The sequence below is a fragment of the Agrobacterium larrymoorei genome (assembly GCF_005145045.1).
GTDB classification, from domain to species: domain Bacteria; phylum Pseudomonadota; class Alphaproteobacteria; order Rhizobiales; family Rhizobiaceae; genus Agrobacterium; species Agrobacterium larrymoorei.
In genome coordinates, this window is the sequence record NZ_CP039691.1 from 610,439 (window position 1) to 627,554 (window position 17,116).

Below are 17,116 nucleotides of genomic sequence, written 5' to 3' on the forward strand. Positions count from 1 at the left end.
CTGCGTCCGTCAGCAGCGGCCCTAGCGTGCTGCGTGCTTCCACAGCAGGCCGACGATTTCGCTTTCACCATGTGCCGTCTCGGCAAAGACGTGCTCCGCCAGTTGCAAGCTCTCTTCGCGCAAAGCCTGCTGCCGGTCGATGATGGCGTTCAGGAGGAGCGCGAGTGTCTCTGCGCCGGAAAAGCGCTCGGGCTCGCGATCCGCGAAGGCTGCAAGAACCGAAAGATCATGTTCATGACCGAGCAGCTTGACCAGATGTTTTGCCTGAACCTTCTTGGCCCTCATGGCGGAAGGCCAGATCTTGCGCAGAAGCGCCAGATGCATCCAGTAAACCTGCCCGCTCTTCCGCAATTCGTGGAAATGCTCGTCATGCGCTTCCGACTGGCAGAGGCCGAGTGCATGCAGCGCTTTGCGGCGCTGTTTTGTCCAGGTCTTCTCGATCATCCTGCGCGCCGTTTTCCTGCCATGCGGCATGGAGAGGTCGATAAGAGCCTGCCTGCCTTCTTCACAATCGGCGATGGCGTCTTTTATGCGCTGGGGTAGATCACCCTCATCATGGGTGGCTGCATCGCGCCTGTCGCTGAGAGTGCGATGAACGGAAGCCAGCGCATCGCGTTCCGCCTCCGTCTGGCTGAAACCTTCAAGATAGGTGATGGTCTCCACCAATGCCGCCGCGTCGCGCGCAGCAGAGAGTGACCGGGCGATATCGCGGAAGCGGACATTTTCCTGCGCGCGGAAATCCGGCGCTTCCTTTTGCAGGAAACGATAGAGCGCGCGGATACGCTTGAATTTCTTGCGGGCATCATGCACCGCCTCATGCGTGCCGTTCGGCTGGTCCTTCAGGAGAGCGATGGCGTCATCGATCAGTTCCAGACCGACGCGCTTCACCTCCTCGACAAAGCCGCGAGCGGGATCAAGCCTGAAGGACATGGCAAAGCTCCCCGCTCAAATCATCCATGGCCAGATGCTGGTTGGAATAGCGCCGGTCCCCGGTTACTTCCGGGCCGATCCATGAGGGAAGCGCGGGACGGTCCCTCTCGTCGTTCATCTCCACTTCGGCGACGACGAGACCCTTATAACTGCCTTCGAAGACATCGATCTCCCAGACGAAGCCTTCATGATCCACCGTATAGCGGGTCTTCTCGATCACGATGCCGAGCGCGGCTCCCAGCAGTTCCTCTGCATCATCGAGCGGAATGGAATATTCATATTCATCGCGCACCAGTGCGCTGGTGCCGATCTTGACCGTCAAAATGGCATCGCTGCCGTTCTTGATGCGCACGCGCAGGGAACGGTCGTCCATAGATGCGATATAGGCTTGGCGAAAGGGTGTCTTGGAGGTCGCCTCGCGGCGCCAGTCATCATTGCGAACCAGGAACTTGCGTTCGATTTCTTTGGCCATTCAACACCCTGTAAGGTTTTGCGGGAAGGTAGAGTAAGAGCTTGTCATGAAAAAGCAATAAGAACGATTTCGTTGCTTTTGCCTCGACAGGGATTTGTTTGCGGGGTAATTGATGGCCGCAATTTCAATCGATTCAACGACCGGAGATATCGCCATGGCCCAGGATTCCGAGAAGCTTCTTTCCATTCTGAAACTTCAGCCGGTGGTGCCGGTTCTCATCGTTGAAGATGTTGCTTCCGCTGTTCCTCTTGCGCGTGCTCTGGTGGAAGGCGGCCTGAAAGCCATCGAAATCACCATGCGCACGCCTGTCGCGCTGGATGCCATTCGCGCCGTTGCAGCCGAGGTGGAAGGCGCGCATGTGGGTGCTGGCACCATTCTCAACGCCAGGGATTTCGAAGCGGCTGCCAATGCAGGCTCCACCTTCATCGTCAGCCCCGGTGTGAACAAAAGCGTGCTGGATGCTGCCGAAGGCTCCGATGTTCCGCTTCTGCCAGGTGCGGCCACGGCAAGCGAAGTCATGGTTCTGCGCGATGCGGGCTATAAGGTTCTGAAATTCTTCCCTGCAGAACAGGCCGGTGGCGCGCCTTATCTCAAGGCGCTCTCTTCACCGCTCGCGGGCACGGTGTTCTGCCCCACGGGCAGCGTTTCTTTGAAGAACGCCAGGGATTACCTCTCGCTGCCGAATGTGGTCTGCGTCGGCGGTTCGTGGGTCGCGCCGAAGGAACTGATTTCTGCGGGCGACTGGGCAGGCATCACCAAGCTTGCGGCGGAAGCGGCAGCGCTTCGCGGTTAAGGTGTTCAGCCTGTTCACGACGGCGTGAACAGGTCCGCCATTTGTAATCGTTCCTCTGCTTCCTATCTCCTGTTTCGAGATTGATCGAAACAGGAGATGTATATGTTCGACGCCAAGAAGCTTCTGGACCAGTTTCTGGGTTCGCAGGTGCCGGGTCTTTCTGGAAGCGTTCGTGACAGGGCCGGACAGGTTTCGGAGATCGCAAAGAACAATCCGATGAAGACCGGGGCGCTTGCCGCAGCCCTTCTCGGCACTAAAACGGGCCGCAAACTTGCCGGTAACGCGGCAGCCGTTGGCGGCATTGCCGCTATCGCCGGGCTCGGTTACCTTGCCTACAAGAACTACCAGTCCGGCAAGGCGCCGCAGGCCGCCCCGCAGCCGCAGCCGACGCAGGAATTGCTGCCGCCGCCAGCCGATTCTCCCTTTCACCCACAGTCTCCCGCGCTTTCCAACAGCTTCGCGCTGACGCTGGTGCAGGCCATGATTGCCGCTGCTAAAGCGGATGGTCATATCGATGCCTCCGAGCGCGCGCATATCATGGAAAAGGTCAAGGTCTCCGGTCTCGACCATGAGGCGGAAGCCTTTATCGAAAAGGAACTGGCCGATCCTCTCGATATCGACACGCTGGTTGCTGCGGCCCGGACGGAAGAGCAGAAGGTCGAAATCTACACCGCCTCTCGCCTCACCATAGAGCCCGACAGCCGCGCCGAGCGCGGTTATCTCGATCTGCTGGCCGGACGGCTTGGCCTGCCGGATGCGTTGGTGGATCACATCGAGGCGACCGTTTCGGCAGCGAAGGTCTGATCGATCACAATATTCCATGTGAGGGGTCGGTTGTCTTTGATGGATGGCTGACCTATTCCTATGCGCAGCCAAGCATGGGAGGAAAAATGCGCGATCTCAGCCAGTTCAAAGGATGTCCGGCACCGATGCCGGTAACGCTCGAAGGCCGGTTCGTTACCGCCGTGCCGTTTGATCGCGCGCAACATCAGGATGCTCTGTGGGAAGCGCTGGGCGGTGTCGGCACCAACGAGTTGATCAAATATTTCCCGAACGAGCCCTTTCCCCACGCTGCTTCATTCAGCGACTGGATCGAAGGCATGGCCAAGAGTTTTTCCTGGGTCACTCTGGTATTCATCGAGAACGCCACCGGCGAGGTCGTCGGCATGGCCACCTATATGCGGCCCGACCCCAAAAACGGCGTCGTGGAAGTCGGCTCCGTGGCGCATGGCGCGAAGATGAAGCGTTCGCCGCTGGCGACCGAAGCGCATTACCTCATGGCCAGGCATGTCTTCGATGATCTTGGATATCGCCGCTACGAGTGGAAATGCCACAATGAAAACGAACCTTCCAAGGCAACCGCGAAACGCTACGGCTTCACCTTCGAAGGCGTTTTCCGCCAGCACATGATTTCCAAGGGACAGAACCGCGATACCGCATGGTTCTCGATGATCGACAGCGAATGGCCGCTGATCCGCAAAGCCTTCGAGAATTGGCTCTCTGAGGATAATTTCGGCACAGACGGATTGCAGAAACGCAAGCTCGAAGACATCCGCGCTGAACTTTCCGCAGGAGGCAAGGCATGACCGGCACCACCAAATCGGCGGCGCTGGCCGCCCTCGCCATCATCCTCGGCTTCGGCCTGCTGTTCTACATCATGCCAATCGTGACGCTCTGGCTGGCAAACAACTATTCCGTCTGGCTGGCAGTCGCCTTCGACATCGTCGCCGTTCTGGCATTCTTCATGGTCTTCTGGTTAAGGGCACGGCACCAGCGGCGGGGGCGCTGAGGGCTCAGGCCTGCAACGAAGCACCCAGCAAAGCGAGCCCCATCAGGAGCACGAAAAGCGCGCCTGCGATTTCGATGCCGTGGGTGATGCGTGAGGCTTTGGTGCTGCCGGAACCGGCCAGCCGCACAGCTACGTCTTTCGCCTTCACGGCGAGGATGGCCAGCATCGACACGGTGATGGCGGTGCCGATTGACATTGCCAGCACAGAGAGAACTCCGCCGAGCAGCAGGCCATTCAACACGGAAAAGCTCATGACGATGATGGCGCCCGAGCATGGGCGAAGCCCTACCGCGATGATGGCCGACCAGGCTTCGGTTAAGCTGAACTTGCGTGACTGGAAAAGCGAGGGATCGGGCGCATGTGCCTTACCGCAGGCATCGCATATATCTCCGCTGCCGCTCTGCGCGTGATCGGCAAAGACCGGCTGGCCCTGAAAGCGTAGGCCTGTGCCCATGCCCGTTCGGCGCGGAAGCTGGTCTTCCCTGCTTTTGAGAACGGAGGACGATGCGTCTTCGCGGGCGTTGAAGGTGAGGCCTGTGCTGGAGGCAATTGCGCCGGAAGGCGAGACGCTTGAGGTGTTCAATGCAGGGGTGGGGCTGGCTTGTCGTTGACGCACCAGGCTCCAGATTTTGCGAAACAGCAGCCAGGCACCGAAGATCGCGACCATGGCGAAGCTTGCGATTTCCATCGCCTGCGTCGCTTTCGTCATGGTGATCGAGGTTCCGCGCAGGATGAAATAGGCGGCTCCCACCAATGCGATGGCAACCAATCCCTGTATCAGGGCCGAGACGAAGGAAATCAGAATTCCGCGTTTCAGCTGTGTCTCATTGGCAATCATGTAAGACGAGATGACCGCCTTGCCGTGGCCGGGGCCTGCGGCGTGAAAGACGCCGTAGGCGAAAGACAGGCCGATCAATGATGTCAGCGCAAAGGGGTCCTCCCGCATGGCCCGCAAGGCCGCGGTCAGCGCACGGTAGAAGGTTTGCTGGTGGACGTTGATCCATTGAAACAGCGGAGCAAGCGGTCCGCCAACGGAAATGGAAGGTTCGGCGGAGCCGATGCCGAGGGGGGATTGGGCGTGGGCGGCGGTGAGGGTAGCGAGGAGGAGAGTGACGGCGGTGATGACCAGAGTGGTGAAAGCCTGCCACCCCTCATTCCGGTGCTTCCGCCTTGAGTACACCCTCAACATTTCAACTCCAGCCGCGTTGCAAAGAGTTTCGTCATGTCGGTGCCGGTCGGGTCGTTGAAGAAGGCGTCCGTCAGGCTGCTCTGGTTCTGTGAAATGATCTCGTCCGGATCGGGGCGGATAACCTTGTGTTTACAGGCGGCAAGGTGCGTGCCCTTGACCACGAGGTCGGTATCCTTGGCGAAATCGATAGCCGTGTACATGGTCGGGTCCCACGCACCGAACGTCAGCGTGCCTTTGACAGCCAATGGCTTTTTCGGCTTCACCGAAAAAAACATCAGGATCTGACCGTCCTTGTAATCCACATGAATGGCGTCGGGCTTGGCAAAATCCACCTGCGCGCCGTTCTGGGTGATGAAGGTGTAATAGGAATATTCGGCGAGCGACTCATGTACCGTCGTGCCGATTTCGGCCAGCTCTTCCTTGTCCAGCTTCGCATCGCTGTTCTTGTCGTAATCCAGCACCACGCTTGCCGAAAACATCTCATCGAAGCGCCAGATGTTGCGTATTTCCTGAACATTGCCGTCCGCACCCTCAATGATTTCCATCCGCGCTTCGGCAAAAATGTGCGGATGGGCGAAGGCAGCGACGGGGGCAAGGCAGGCTGAGGCACACGCGGCCAGAGGCAGAAGCAGTTTTTTCATGGGCGCGGTTTGTCCTCGGGACGTATCTGGGAGACGAATCTGGTGGTTACTCTATAACAAATTGGGACTGAATTTCGACGCTGGAGCCTTATCAGGCGTTCTTTCGGAACCAGTTCGAAAGATAGTCGACGAAGCTGCGCACCTTGGCGGGCAGATAGCGGCGGTGCGGATAAACCGCGTAAATGCCCCTGTCACGCGAGATGAATTCATCGAACAGGGTAACGAGTTCGCCGGACTGGATATGCGGTTTTGCAATGAAGTCCGGGACGATGGCAACGCCAAGGCCGGAGCGCGCAGCGCGCAACGTCGCCTGCGGGCTGTTGACCTCGATGGGCCCGCTGGTCGCCACCGAATTCGTGCCGCCGCCGGGTTCGAAATAGCGAATGTGGTTCTGGAACCGCGAATTGGTATCGATGATACAGGGTACTTTGCCCAAATCCTGCGGCGAAGTCAGCGGACCGTAACGATCCACGAAATCCGGCGTCGCCACCGCGTGGACGCGAAAATCTGAAAGCTTGCGGGCAATCAGACCGGAATCCTCCAGCTTGGTGATTCGAATGGCAAGGTCGAAACCTTCCTCGATCAGATCCACGAACCGGTCGTCGGCAACGATTTCCATGGAGAGTTCCGGGTTCTCCTTGGCGAAATCGATCAGGCTCTGGCCCACATCCGCATCGATAAAGGTGCGCGGCACAGAAAGCCGCAACTTGCCCTTCAGGTCTGAATTCTTTTCACGCACGAGGTCTGCAAGATTGTCGATCTCTTTGAGAATATCGGATGCTGTGCGGTAATAGGTGTGCCCGGCTTCGGTCAGCGAAAACTGCCGCGTGGTGCGGTTGAGGAGCAGCGCGCCGAGATCATCTTCCAGTTCGCGCACATATTTGGACAGAAGCGCCTTGGAGCGTCCGGTCTTGCGCGCGGCGGCAGAAAAACCCTCCGCTTCGACGACATCGATAAAAGCGCGAATACGGGTCAGCGTGTCCATCAGAATCTCCTGTTCGTTTCATATTATTGAACACTCGGGAACCCTTGTTCAATAAGGAAATTGCTGCTGAAAAAATCCTCGCTTTGGTGAAAAAATCCTCTTGATTATGACGGCGAATATTCTTATCTCCCGACTTGCCCAAAGTCGCACGTGCCCATGTGTGTCCGCCGACCCTCGATGTGGTGAGGAAATCGGTAAGGTACCTGGAACTAACCCCTCCAGTCGCTATTCCGGCCAACCGGAAAATGCGAGGACATACGAAGCAACGACGGTGCGGGCCTTTCTGGTTCTCTGCCGGCTTTCCATCAGCCGGGGTACTGAAGAGGCACACCATCATTGCCGTAAGTGCGGTTGGGTATGATTCCCTCCAATCCCATGGCAGACAAAGCCGAATAATGCTCCTGGCAGGGCGTTGTTCACATTCATGCCTCGAGCATGTGCGAATGAATCTGCGCCTCCACCGGCTGATTCGTCTCCGCATAGCTCGAGCGTTCTTTGTCCTCCGGAATTTTCCGGAGCCAGATCAAGTTAGGGAACACACCGATGACGACTGCACGCATCCTCGACTTCATCAATACCCGACGTCCTGAAGGTCCCTGCCTCGTGGTCGATCTCGATGTCGTGCGCGACAATTTCCACGCCTTCCGGCATGCTCTGCCCAACAGCGCGATCTATTATGCCGTCAAGGCAAACCCGGCTCCTGAAATCCTGAAGCTGCTTGCCGGCCTCGGCTCCAACTTCGATTGCGCCTCCGTGGCTGAAATCCAGATGGCGCTCGATGCTGGCGCAACGTCCGACCGTATCTCCTTCGGCAACACCATCAAGAAGGAACGCGATGTCGCCCGCGCTCACGCGCTCGGCATCGATCTCTTCGCCGTGGACAGCCATGAAGAAGTCGAGAAGGTTGCCCGTGCAGCCCCCGGCGCCCGCGTATTCTGCCGTGTTCTCACCGATGGCGAAGGTGCCGAATGGCCGCTTTCCCGCAAGTTCGGCTGCGTGCCGCAGATGGCTGTCGATGTTCTCGTTTATGCTCATCAGCTGGGCCTGGAATCCTACGGCGTTTCCTTCCACGTCGGTTCGCAGATGATGAACCTCGACGCATGGGATGCAGCCGTTGGCGATGCCAAGCGCGTCTTCGCTTCCCTTGCCAAGCAGGGCATTCACCTGCAGATGGTCAATATGGGCGGCGGTTTCCCGACCAAGTATCTTCGCGACGTTCCTGCCGCTGAAGAATACGGTCAGGCTATCGACAACGCGCTGCGCAAGCACTTCGGCAACCAGATTCCGAAGACCATCATCGAGCCGGGTCGTGGCATGGTTGGCAATGCCGGTGTCATCAAGGCGGAAGTCGTTCTCGTCTCCCGCAAGTCCGACAACGACAACCACCGCTGGGTGTTCCTCGACATCGGCAAGTTCGGCGGTCTGGCCGAAACCATGGACGAGGCCATCCGCTACCCGATCCGCACCACGCGCGATCAGGATGCGATGGAGCCTTGCGTTCTGGCCGGTCCGACCTGCGACAGCGCCGATGTGCTGTACGAGAAGAACATGTACCCGCTGCCGGTCTCTCTGACCATCGGCGACGAAGTTCTGATCGAAGGAACGGGCGCCTACACGACCACCTATTCGGCGGTCGCGTTCAACGGTTTCGAGCCGCTGAAGGCCTACGTGATCTAACCTAAAAGCGATCTGAGTGAGTGTGCCGTCCGTCTGGGGCGGGCGGTTTTCTCCCGGATCTTCCGTTCCGGCCTGCGCGAAGCTTCGTTCAGGCGCAAACCCTGCTTGCCGCACCTCTGTCCAGCCGAGGGAAAACGTGAGCTGAAACGGGCCGGAACGGCTCTTCGCATTCTTCTATCGCATGTCGTTATCGCAGGCTCGCTCGCTGTTTCTGCGCGACATTGTTTCATTCGGGTGCCGCTTTCGTGGGCGGCTTGGTGACGGGAGGCCGGGATGGCCGCTGTTCTCAATTCGGTACGTGCATTCTTCACGCCGCAGACTTTTCACATCGAAGCGGAGCACGCTGGCGACGTCGTCGCGCGTGAAAACCTGCTGGACCGCGCCATGGGCCCGGGCCGCCGCCGCAAGTCTTCCGAAAAGCTGCGCGCAGGCCGCGTGCCCGCCGAAGGTCTGGCACTGGTTGCCCGCGATGAGGACGGCCATGTGATCGGCACCGTTCGTTTGTGGAACGTGGAAGCAGGCGTTTCCCGCGAAGGCCGCCCGGTTGCAGCACTGCTGCTCGGCCCCCTAGCCGTCGATGCTGCCTATGAAGGCAAAGGCATTGGCTCCGCTCTGATGCGCGCAGCAATCGCCGAAGCAACCCGCCGCGACCACGGCGCGATCCTGCTGGTGGGCGACGCACCATACTACGAACGCTTCGGCTTCTTCGCCTCGAAAACCCAGCACCTCGTCATGCCCGGCCCCTTCGAACGCTCACGGTTTCTGGCGCTCGAACTAAAATCCGGCTGGCTCGATGGCGCCGCTGGCATGCTGGTGGCAAGCGGCCGCAGGTTTTCCTAAGGATATTTCACGCGCGTCAGGCGAAGTCCGCATCCAATAATTTGCTTTGCATATCCTCTGCTTTGCGAAACAGAGGATATGTGCGTTTAAAGCGAGTGGTCTTGAAGTGACTTATGCTGCCCGTTTTTCAATAGCCCCACCGTTGCTATCGATATTGAACCTGCCAACCAACGTTGCCAGTGAAACTGCGGCGTCTGCAAGCGCCTGTGTAGTTGCATTGGTTTCTTCCACCATTGCGGCGTTTTGTTGGGTCATCTGGTCGAGGCTGTTCACGCTGGCGCTGATTTCCTGAAGGCCGACGGATTGTTCGCGGGCGGCGGTGGCGATGCTGTCGATGTTGAGATCGATCCGGGAAACGACCTCCTCGATTTGTGACAAGGCCGTACCTGTCGATTGGACGAGGTTCACACCCTCGGCGACTTCTTCGCTCGATTTACCGATCAGGCCCTTGATCTCGCGGGCGGCATTGGCCGAACGTTGGGCGAGTTCGCGCACCTCCTGGGCAACGACGGCGAAGCCCTTTCCGGCTTCACCGGCGCGTGCGGCTTCCACACCTGCATTCAGCGCGAGGAGATTAGTCTGGAAGGCAATATCGTCAATGACACCGATAATGGATCCGATCTCTCCGGATGCGCTTTCGATGCGGTTCATGGCGGAGATGGCGTTGCCGACGACGGTGGAGGAGTGAACGGCGGAACGGCGCGCCTCTTTCACCAGATCGCGCGTATCATCGACGCGGGAGACCGAGGTCTTGACGGTGGAGGTGACTTCTTCCAGCGCTGCTGCAGTTTCCTCGAGCGCCGCTGCCTGCTGCTCGGTTCTGCGGGAAAGATTGTTGGCGCCATCACGCATTTCCTGGCCTTGATGGTTCAGGAGGCCGGTTTCCGATAGTACATCCTGAAGCGTGGCGCGCAACGTTACCAGAGACGCATTGAAATCACTTCGCAGAGTCTCGAAGCGAGGATCGAAAGGCCTGTCCAGCGTGCGGCTTAGATTGCCGTTGGACAACTGGTTCAGGCCGCCTCCAAGCTGCTCTATGGCGAAACGAAGAGCCTGCGCATCCGCCAACCTTTCGCGTTCGCGCTGCTCGCGTTCCTGCTCGGTGAGAATACGGCTGTCTTCCGCTTCCGCTTCCAGCCTCTCCTTGGCAAGGCCGGCGTTGCGGAAAACGGCAAGTGCCTTGGCCATGGCACCGATTTCATCGGCGCGGGTGAGATGCGGCGGTTCATCCTTGAGATCGCCGCCAGCCATCTTCGTCATGGCCGACGTCATTTGTACAAGCGGGCGAATTGCCCGGCGTCTGAGAAACAGGGTCGAGCCGATACAGAGCAGAATCAGGATCGCGCAGAGGCTGTAGCTGGCGGTCTGGAGAAAGCTCGTCTCGGAGGCCGCGTAGGTTTCCATCTGCTTGCCATAGATATTTCCCATATCCACGAGCTGATTGACCGCTTCTTCATGCGCATGAAACCTGGTCCGAAGACCCGTCATGGAAGCCAGGATTTTCGAAGCGTCTTGAGACGCGAGCGCGGGCAGAGCCCCGGTCTCCAATTCCTTCCAGAAAGCGTCTCCCTTTATCAGCACGTCGTCCTGCAGTTTTGCCTTTAGATTGGCCGGAAGCGTGGTCCCTTTCCAATATTCCCGCCGCTCCTGATATTGCGCCTTCAACTCGGAAATTCGCGCCGTGTTGGCTGCAATCGTATCCGGGTGCAGTGCGCTTTCATTGGCCAGCGCATAGGTTTCGATGACGTAGAGCGGTGGCGGCAAAATATCCGCTATCAAATCCTTGCTGTCGACGATCTGCTGGTAGATCGGCCCGTTCACCTTAAGCCTGTTCAGTGCTTCCGCACCTGTGAGAAGCGTCAGGATGACCCCCGCGACGAGCGCGATGCCGGTTGCCGTAACGATTGCTGAAATCGAGAGTTTCATAACGCGCTCTTGGCTTTGGTTGACGTAAGGTAAGTTACGTCGAAACGTTTATTTTCGCTTATTCTCAACTATACTTAAATCAAAATCATGTATTTACGATTAATTGCGTATATTCAACTGCTGCATTCATTAGTTTTGACTAAATCTCGGTTTTTTCTTGCAATGCATCTTCGGTTTTATTTGCGTCGCAGCAATAATTTCTGTCGTTTGATCTGGCTCAAAAGCGGCAACTCGTTTGCTGGCTATTAAAGAACGGAAGCGCGCGAGAGCAGGTACATGCGCCCTCCTGGGGGTCAGAAGGTAGCTGGAAGAACCGCGCTTGATGACAGATCAAGGAGAGAGCCCGTGTCCGCGAAATTTCGCAAAGCCATTCTTATGTTCACCGCCGCATGCTGCGCTGCACCTGTCGCGGCTTCTGCGGCAGATATCGCGGCGGTTGCGCCAGCACCAACGGCGGAGGAGGCGATTGCCGCTTCCAGCCCGTGGATGATTCGCGTTCGCGGTCTTGGCGTGGTGACGCATGATAGCGGCTCTATCGATGGTACGCCGGGTGTAGGTCTGGCCTATTCGGATACGGTGATCCCGGAACTCGATATCAGCTACTTCTTCACCGACAACATCGCAGCCGAGCTTATTCTGGGCACCACATTTTCCAAGATCAAAACCACGGGTGCGCTGGGCGAAATCGATGTCGGCAAAACCTGGCTGCTGCCGCCAACGCTGACGCTGCAATATCATTTCACCGATTTCGGTGCCTTCAAGCCTTATGTGGGCGCGGGTGTGAACTACTCGCTGTTCTATAACCAGTCCGAGAAGGGTAACTTCACCAATCTGGATGTGAAGAATGATTTCGGCGCAGCGCTTCAGGTCGGTTTCGACTACATGGTCACAAAGAACTGGGGCGTGAACTTCGACGTGAAGAAGATTTTCCTGGAGACCAAGTGGAGCGCGGATATGGGCAACGTTCCAATCAGCGGCAAGGCCAAGCTTGATCCGTGGCTGATTGGTGCTGGTGTTACCTACCGGTTCTAAATGTAACAGGATGAGAAGCTGCGGGAGACCGCGGCTTCTTTTCTTTACCCCACCTCAAAAAGCGCCGCTAAATCGTGTCGCGATGCTGCTTCCCGAATATGTGTTGTTCGGGTCCATTGAGTCACTCAGGCGGCGGGTGAACTCCACTTCAAGCTTTCTGCTTTTACCAGCATCGAAGGCAAGGGTCGCGACGAGCCGCCGATCAATGGTTTCGTCATCATAATAGATCCATTCCCTGCGCGCCCGCTCCAGCGCGATATCGGCATCAAGGCGCTCCGTCAGCTTTGCCTTCATCGCCAGCCTCCAGCGATGCTGGAATTCGGCTATCGCATCATCGAGGTCGTAGATGGCGTAATCTTGCGTATAGCCGCTGATGAGTGAGAGGTTTTCGTTGAATTTCAATTCGGCTTCCGCGCGCAGATATGGCCGGGTGCGCTCCACCGTCTTGCCAATCTCATCGCCTGAAATTGTCGTCAGCCCCGCTTCTGCAAGCACCGTCAACCGGTCTGCAAACTTGCGACCGAAGGCAAGGGAGCCACGCAGGTTGGTGGCGGGGTATCGTCCGTAGTCGTCTCGCTGCGTTTCTGGAACGAGGCTTTGATTGTAAGCAACAGTCGCGCCTATCTCTCCGCCTGCAAGATCGCGGATATGGCTGAACTTCAATCCGAGAAGTGCTTCGTTGGCCTCCAGGCGGAATGGCGGTATGCCATCGATCTTGAAGCGCGCCTTGCCTTTCATCAGGCTCGTGTAGCTGGCGGCAAGCGAGTTTCTGCCGCCGAGCGCTGCAAGAGTAACCGAGGATGAAACATCCAGCTTGTGATCCAGCTGGCGAAAGCCGATCACGCCTTCAGAAGACTTTTCGAATATATCCCCCGCATCGCTGCGCGTGCCGCGCATCTGCATCTGCCACTCCAGCCGGTCGGAAAGCTTTTGAGAAAGGGAAAAATTGATCCAGCTATTATGCTCATCGGCAAAGCGATAGCGGGGCACAAGAACTTCCTGATGATTAAAGGAATAGCCGAATTTCGTCTCCTCACGCTCCAGTTCGCCTTCGAAGCTGAGCGTGGAGCGCAGGCTGAAAGCGCCGACATTGTTGGTGTCGCTGAAGTAATTCGTGTCGTAACCGGCTTCGGTAGTGTAGCTGACACGCGGTTCGGCATGGGCCTGTATGCTGGTCAAACAGCAACCGGCAAGAATAACCGCGACACGCAGCTGCATAGATATCTCCAATAACTAATTGAGATATATCTTATATATAGATGGTTAATAAAGTTTGCTTTGAGGGCACATACGGTTATGAAAGGGGCTTGAAGGAAGAGACGCTTGGCGCTGTTTCGCCGCCGCTTCCAATTTGATTAAACTCGCGAATATTAATATTAACAATTCATTATAACATTAGCATGCGCTTGCATTAGAATCTCCTAATTGTACTGTCCGGTCACGCCAGACGGCGTTGATCAACAGCTCAGAGGAGAGAGAAATGCTTACGAAAATCGCTTGCGCTACCGTTGTTCTTACCGTTGCTTCGCTTGGCCCTGCACATGCTGGCGGCCTGCTCGGCGGTCTTCTTGGTGGTGGCAGCAAGGGTGGTCTCATCAATGTATCGCCCAATGTCAATCTTGGCCTGAAGGGGCTTCTGTCCAATAACAGCCTGCTGAACGGCAACAAGACCGGCGTTCTCAGCGGCAACGATACGTCCGTGGATGGTATCGGCAACCATAACAGCAATGATCGCGACCGCTGCTGCGGCAAGAAGCGTCGCCGTTGATGCGATTGAAATGGTTGAATGCGGAAAGGGAGCGGAGGGCTCCCTTTTTTGCGTTTGAAGGAAGGCATTCCGCTATTTGACCGGGCGGCTCTTATCAGTTAAGGAATTCGCACGGGCGAGAGTCCCGGCCGTCCGCAAGCCCTCAGGGCTCTGGTGAAATCTCTCATATTCATTCCGATACGGTCATTCCTTTCAGGCATGTATTCGGCGGTAATGCGGACCCCTCCTGAACGATACATGCCGATACAGGAGAGCCGCCATGCGGAACACGACGACATTGCCAAGTATCGAGACCCTGAAAGATCATGCAAAGCGCTTGCGCGCCAGCTTGACGAAAGAGGGCACGAGCATCAACCACGCCCGCTCGCTTGAGTTGATCGCTGCCCAGTACGGCTATCGCGACTGGAACACGCTTCATGCCGCGCTAGGCAACCGACCACCGTTCAACCCCTATATGCTTGGCTCCCGTATCAGCGGATATTATCTGTCGCAGCCTTTCACCGGCTCCATTCTCGGGGTGCAATCGCTTGGCGGAGATCCGGAGCGTTTTCGTCTGACACTGCATTTCGATGATCCGGTCGATGTGGTGACGTTCGAAAGCTTCTCCGCCTTTCGCCAACGCGTCCACTGCAATGTTGACAGTAGCGGACGGACGACGGAGCGTACCTCCGATGGGCGGGCACAGGTGGAACTGATCTGGTGAAGGGTCGCGGAGGTGGCGGCTGTTGCGTCACCTCTGCCGCCGATTGCTGAAAGTTAAGCCGAAATATCGACAATCCCGCAATCGCCCGCTTCGGACGCGAAGGCGAGGAGTTTGCCGGTGGCACTCCAGGACAGGGCGGTGATTGCGCCCTTGCCGGGGCGGCGCAGCAGGGCTTCCTTGCCATCGGCAACACGCACGCCAAGGATCATGCCGTCGATGAAGCCGATGGCGAGAACGTCTTCGGCAGGATGAAAAGCGACGTGGGTCGCCATGATGTTGGCGCGGGTGCCGAGCTCAAGCGGCGCCTTGCCCATAGGGCCATCCTTGCTGGCGAAAGGCCAGACGATGGCCGCAGGCGCGCCGGAAGAGGCGAGCCACTTGCCTTTGGCGGACCACGACAGGGATTTTACCTTGGCGGGATAACCGGTCATGAGCATGTGGCGGGCATCCGCACCCTTAGGCGCATCCAGCTTCCAGCCATGCAGCGCGTTTTCCTGCATGGAGGTGACGAGGAACTTGCCGTCCGGCGAGAAGGTGACGCCGGTATGGGCGCCCTTCCATTCCAGATCGACCGGATCACCCGATGTCGCGACCCAATGCAGCGTTACGCCGTTATAGCGTGCAGCGGCAATGCGCAGACCTTTCGGCGCAAAGGCAATCGCCTCCACCGTGCGCTCTTCGGTGAATTCCTTGGTGGTGCCATCCTGCAGGCGCACGAAGCTGGATTTACCAACGGCATAGGCGACCGCATTCTGCGGGCCGCCAGCCACGACGCTGATCCACTTGCGCGGCACATGGGCAAGCTCCATCACGGAACCATCATGGCCGATGCGCTGGACCTTGCCGTCCTCACCGCCGGTCAGAAGCGTAGCGCTGTAAGGATCGCGGATGCAGGTGAGCAGACCTTGATGCGCCTCGGTCACTTTCTCGCCGCCATCCAGCCGGTGGATCGTGCCTGCGGCGGTGGCAAAGATGGGAATATCGCCCAGAAAATGCGTCGCGACGACGTGGCCTTCAAGGTCAAGAGGAGCAACGGTGGGCATGGGCTAAAGGTCTTTCTGTGTATGTTTTTTAATTAGTTCGCTTTTCTGCCGTCATGCTCGGGCTTGTCCCGAGCATCTGCCAACGCCCGTTCGTGGCAACGTGGTCAGATCCTCGGGACAAGCCCGAGGATGACGGTAGAGGGGGAGATCGATCAAGCCGTCGCGAGGCAAGCCTTGAAGCTGTTCTCCAGCTTCTCGCGGTCCAGCTCGCGACCGATGAAGACGAGGCGGGATTCGCGCTTTTCGTCTTCCTTCCACGGACGCTGGTGGTCACCCTCGATGATCATGTGCACGCCCTGAACGACGTAACGCTCCGCATCGCCCTTGAATGCGATGATGCCTTTCAGGCGCAGAATGTTCGGGCCATCTGTCTGGGTCACCTTCTGAATCCAGGGGAAAAAGCGCTCCGGGTTCATCTCGCCGCCGCGCAGCGAAACGGACTGGACCGTTACGTCGTGGATCGGGGAGGGGGCGTGGTGGTGGTGATCGTGACCGTGATCGCGGTGATGGTGGTCATGATCATGGTCGTGATGGTGGTGACGATGATGATCGTGATCATGGTGATGATGATCGCAATCCGGGCCACAGACATGATCTTCATGGCCGTGTTCAAGGAAATGCGGATCGTTTTCCAGCGCGCGCTCGAGATTGAAGGCGCCCTGATCCAGCACGCGGGCGAGATCGACGCCCGAACGCTCGGTCTTGTAGATGCGCGCGGAAGGGTTGATGGCACGGACGATGTCTTCGATGCGCGCCAGCTCTTCCGGCGTCACGAGATCGCTCTTGTTGATGACGACGACATCGGCAAAGGCGATCTGATCTTCTGCTTCGCGGCTGTCCTTCAGGCGCAGCGGCAGGTGCTTGGCATCCACCAGCGCCACTACGGCATCGAGTTCGGTCTTGGCGCGAACATCATCATCCATGAAGAAGGTCTGGGCAACGGGAACGGGGTCGGCGAGACCAGTCGTTTCCACGATGATGCCATCGAAACGGCCAGGGCGGCGCATCAGGCCTTCCACCACACGGATCAGGTCTCCGCGCACGGTGCAGCAGACGCAGCCATTGTTCATCTCGTAGATTTCCTCGTCGGACTCCACGATCAGATCGTTGTCGATGCCGATTTCGCCGAATTCATTGACGATGACCGCATATTTCTTGCCGTGGTTTTCGGAGAGAATGCGGTTCAAAAGCGTGGTCTTGCCCGCGCCGAGATAGCCGGTCAGAACGGTAACGGGGATTGGCTTGATGGCTGTTTCGGTGCTTGCTTGGCTGAGCGTGTCGGTCATGGGAAACCTCGAATGGATGCGGCCCTGAGTGGCCTGAACAAA

General features: G+C 57.8%; 18 protein-coding genes. 9 read left to right on the forward strand and 9 right to left on the reverse strand.

The window, feature by feature from the left end; genetic code table 11:
• Positions 1–21: 21 nt before the first annotated feature.
• Both CFBP5473_RS02805 and CFBP5473_RS02810 read right to left on the reverse strand, forming a co-directional pair.
• On the reverse strand, positions 22–930 hold the full coding sequence (locus CFBP5473_RS02805; protein ID WP_027675494.1) for a CHAD domain-containing protein: 909 nt from the start codon (positions 928–930) through the stop codon (positions 22–24).
• Positions 914–1,402: a CYTH domain-containing protein gene (locus CFBP5473_RS02810; RefSeq protein WP_027675495.1), complete on the reverse strand. Its 489-nt coding sequence runs from the start codon at positions 1,400–1,402 to the stop codon at positions 914–916. The genes CFBP5473_RS02805 and CFBP5473_RS02810 overlap by 17 nt, the downstream gene beginning before the upstream one ends.
• 154 nt (positions 1,403–1,556) lie before the next feature.
• Between CFBP5473_RS02810 and CFBP5473_RS02815 the strand changes: the two genes are divergently transcribed.
• The 4 genes from CFBP5473_RS02815 (at position 1,557) to CFBP5473_RS02830 (ending at position 3,984) form a co-directional block, all read left to right on the forward strand.
• Positions 1,557–2,195: a 2-dehydro-3-deoxy-phosphogluconate aldolase gene (locus tag CFBP5473_RS02815; RefSeq protein ID WP_027675496.1), complete on the forward strand. Its 639-nt coding sequence runs from the start codon at positions 1,557–1,559 to the stop codon at positions 2,193–2,195.
• 102 nt (positions 2,196–2,297) lie between these two features.
• Positions 2,298–2,999 carry a tellurite resistance TerB family protein gene (locus CFBP5473_RS02820; protein ID WP_027675497.1) on the forward strand — a complete coding sequence of 234 codons (702 nt, stop codon included), beginning with the start codon at positions 2,298–2,300 and terminating at the stop codon, positions 2,997–2,999.
• 86 nt (positions 3,000–3,085) lie between these two features.
• Complete coding sequence (locus tag CFBP5473_RS02825; protein WP_027675498.1) at positions 3,086–3,781, forward strand: GNAT family N-acetyltransferase; 696 nt, start codon at positions 3,086–3,088, stop codon at positions 3,779–3,781.
• Positions 3,778–3,984, forward strand: a complete 207-nt coding sequence (locus tag CFBP5473_RS02830) for a hypothetical protein (protein ID WP_027675499.1) — start codon at positions 3,778–3,780, stop codon at positions 3,982–3,984. Before CFBP5473_RS02825 ends, CFBP5473_RS02830 begins: the two co-directional genes overlap by 4 nt.
• 4 nt (positions 3,985–3,988) lie before the next feature.
• Here CFBP5473_RS02830 and CFBP5473_RS02835 read toward each other — a convergent pair whose 3' ends face one another.
• The 3 genes from CFBP5473_RS02835 to CFBP5473_RS02845 all read right to left on the reverse strand — a co-directional run bounded on the left by CFBP5473_RS02835 (position 3,989) and on the right by CFBP5473_RS02845 (position 6,799).
• Positions 3,989–5,173, reverse strand: a complete 1,185-nt coding sequence (locus CFBP5473_RS02835; protein ID WP_051441278.1) for a nickel/cobalt transporter — start codon at positions 5,171–5,173, stop codon at positions 3,989–3,991.
• Entirely contained in the window at positions 5,167–5,814 is a 648-nt protein-coding gene (locus CFBP5473_RS02840; protein ID WP_027675501.1) for a DUF1007 family protein, read from the reverse strand. The genes CFBP5473_RS02835 and CFBP5473_RS02840 overlap by 7 nt, the downstream gene beginning before the upstream one ends.
• Positions 5,815–5,905: 91 nt before the next feature.
• Positions 5,906–6,799, reverse strand: a complete 894-nt coding sequence (locus CFBP5473_RS02845) for a LysR family transcriptional regulator (RefSeq protein ID WP_027675502.1) — start codon at positions 6,797–6,799, stop codon at positions 5,906–5,908.
• Between the two features lie 543 nt (positions 6,800–7,342).
• Between CFBP5473_RS02845 and odc2 the strand changes: the two genes are divergently transcribed.
• Complete coding sequence (gene odc2 / locus CFBP5473_RS02850) at positions 7,343–8,476, forward strand: ornithine/lysine decarboxylase (protein WP_027675503.1); 1,134 nt, start codon at positions 7,343–7,345, stop codon at positions 8,474–8,476.
• Between the two features lie 273 nt (positions 8,477–8,749).
• Positions 8,750–9,316 carry a GNAT family N-acetyltransferase gene (locus CFBP5473_RS02855; protein ID WP_027675504.1) on the forward strand — a complete coding sequence of 189 codons (567 nt, stop codon included), beginning with the start codon at positions 8,750–8,752 and terminating at the stop codon, positions 9,314–9,316.
• Positions 9,317–9,427: 111 nt separating this feature from the next.
• Here CFBP5473_RS02855 and CFBP5473_RS02860 read toward each other — a convergent pair whose 3' ends face one another.
• Positions 9,428–11,242 carry a methyl-accepting chemotaxis protein gene (locus CFBP5473_RS02860; RefSeq protein WP_027675505.1) on the reverse strand — a complete coding sequence of 605 codons (1,815 nt, stop codon included), beginning with the start codon at positions 11,240–11,242 and terminating at the stop codon, positions 9,428–9,430.
• 375 nt (positions 11,243–11,617) lie between these two features.
• Between CFBP5473_RS02860 and CFBP5473_RS02865 the strand changes: the two genes are divergently transcribed.
• Positions 11,618–12,274 carry an OmpW/AlkL family protein gene (locus CFBP5473_RS02865; protein ID WP_037170992.1) on the forward strand — a complete coding sequence of 219 codons (657 nt, stop codon included), beginning with the start codon at positions 11,618–11,620 and terminating at the stop codon, positions 12,272–12,274.
• A gap of 54 nt (positions 12,275–12,328) precedes the next feature.
• Here CFBP5473_RS02865 and CFBP5473_RS02870 read toward each other — a convergent pair whose 3' ends face one another.
• Positions 12,329–13,492 (reverse strand): hypothetical protein, encoded by a 1,164-nt coding sequence (locus tag CFBP5473_RS02870; protein ID WP_027675507.1) that lies wholly within the window; start codon positions 13,490–13,492, stop codon positions 12,329–12,331.
• Between the two features lie 262 nt (positions 13,493–13,754).
• Between CFBP5473_RS02870 and CFBP5473_RS02875 the strand changes: the two genes are divergently transcribed.
• Both CFBP5473_RS02875 and CFBP5473_RS02880 read left to right on the forward strand, forming a co-directional pair.
• Positions 13,755–14,042, forward strand: coding sequence for a hypothetical protein (locus CFBP5473_RS02875; protein ID WP_051441279.1), 288 nt, complete (start codon positions 13,755–13,757; stop codon positions 14,040–14,042).
• Positions 14,043–14,301: 259 nt separating this feature from the next.
• Entirely contained in the window at positions 14,302–14,745 is a 444-nt protein-coding gene (locus tag CFBP5473_RS02880; RefSeq protein ID WP_027675508.1) for a glyoxalase superfamily protein, read from the forward strand.
• Between the two features lie 53 nt (positions 14,746–14,798).
• Here the strand turns inward: CFBP5473_RS02880 and CFBP5473_RS02885 are convergent, their stop codons facing one another.
• Both CFBP5473_RS02885 and CFBP5473_RS02890 read right to left on the reverse strand, forming a co-directional pair.
• Positions 14,799–15,788: a WD40 repeat domain-containing protein gene (locus CFBP5473_RS02885; protein WP_027675509.1), complete on the reverse strand. Its 990-nt coding sequence runs from the start codon at positions 15,786–15,788 to the stop codon at positions 14,799–14,801.
• Between the two features lie 152 nt (positions 15,789–15,940).
• Complete coding sequence (locus tag CFBP5473_RS02890; RefSeq protein ID WP_027675510.1) at positions 15,941–17,074, reverse strand: CobW family GTP-binding protein; 1,134 nt, start codon at positions 17,072–17,074, stop codon at positions 15,941–15,943.
• Positions 17,075–17,116: the final 42 nt, after the last annotated feature.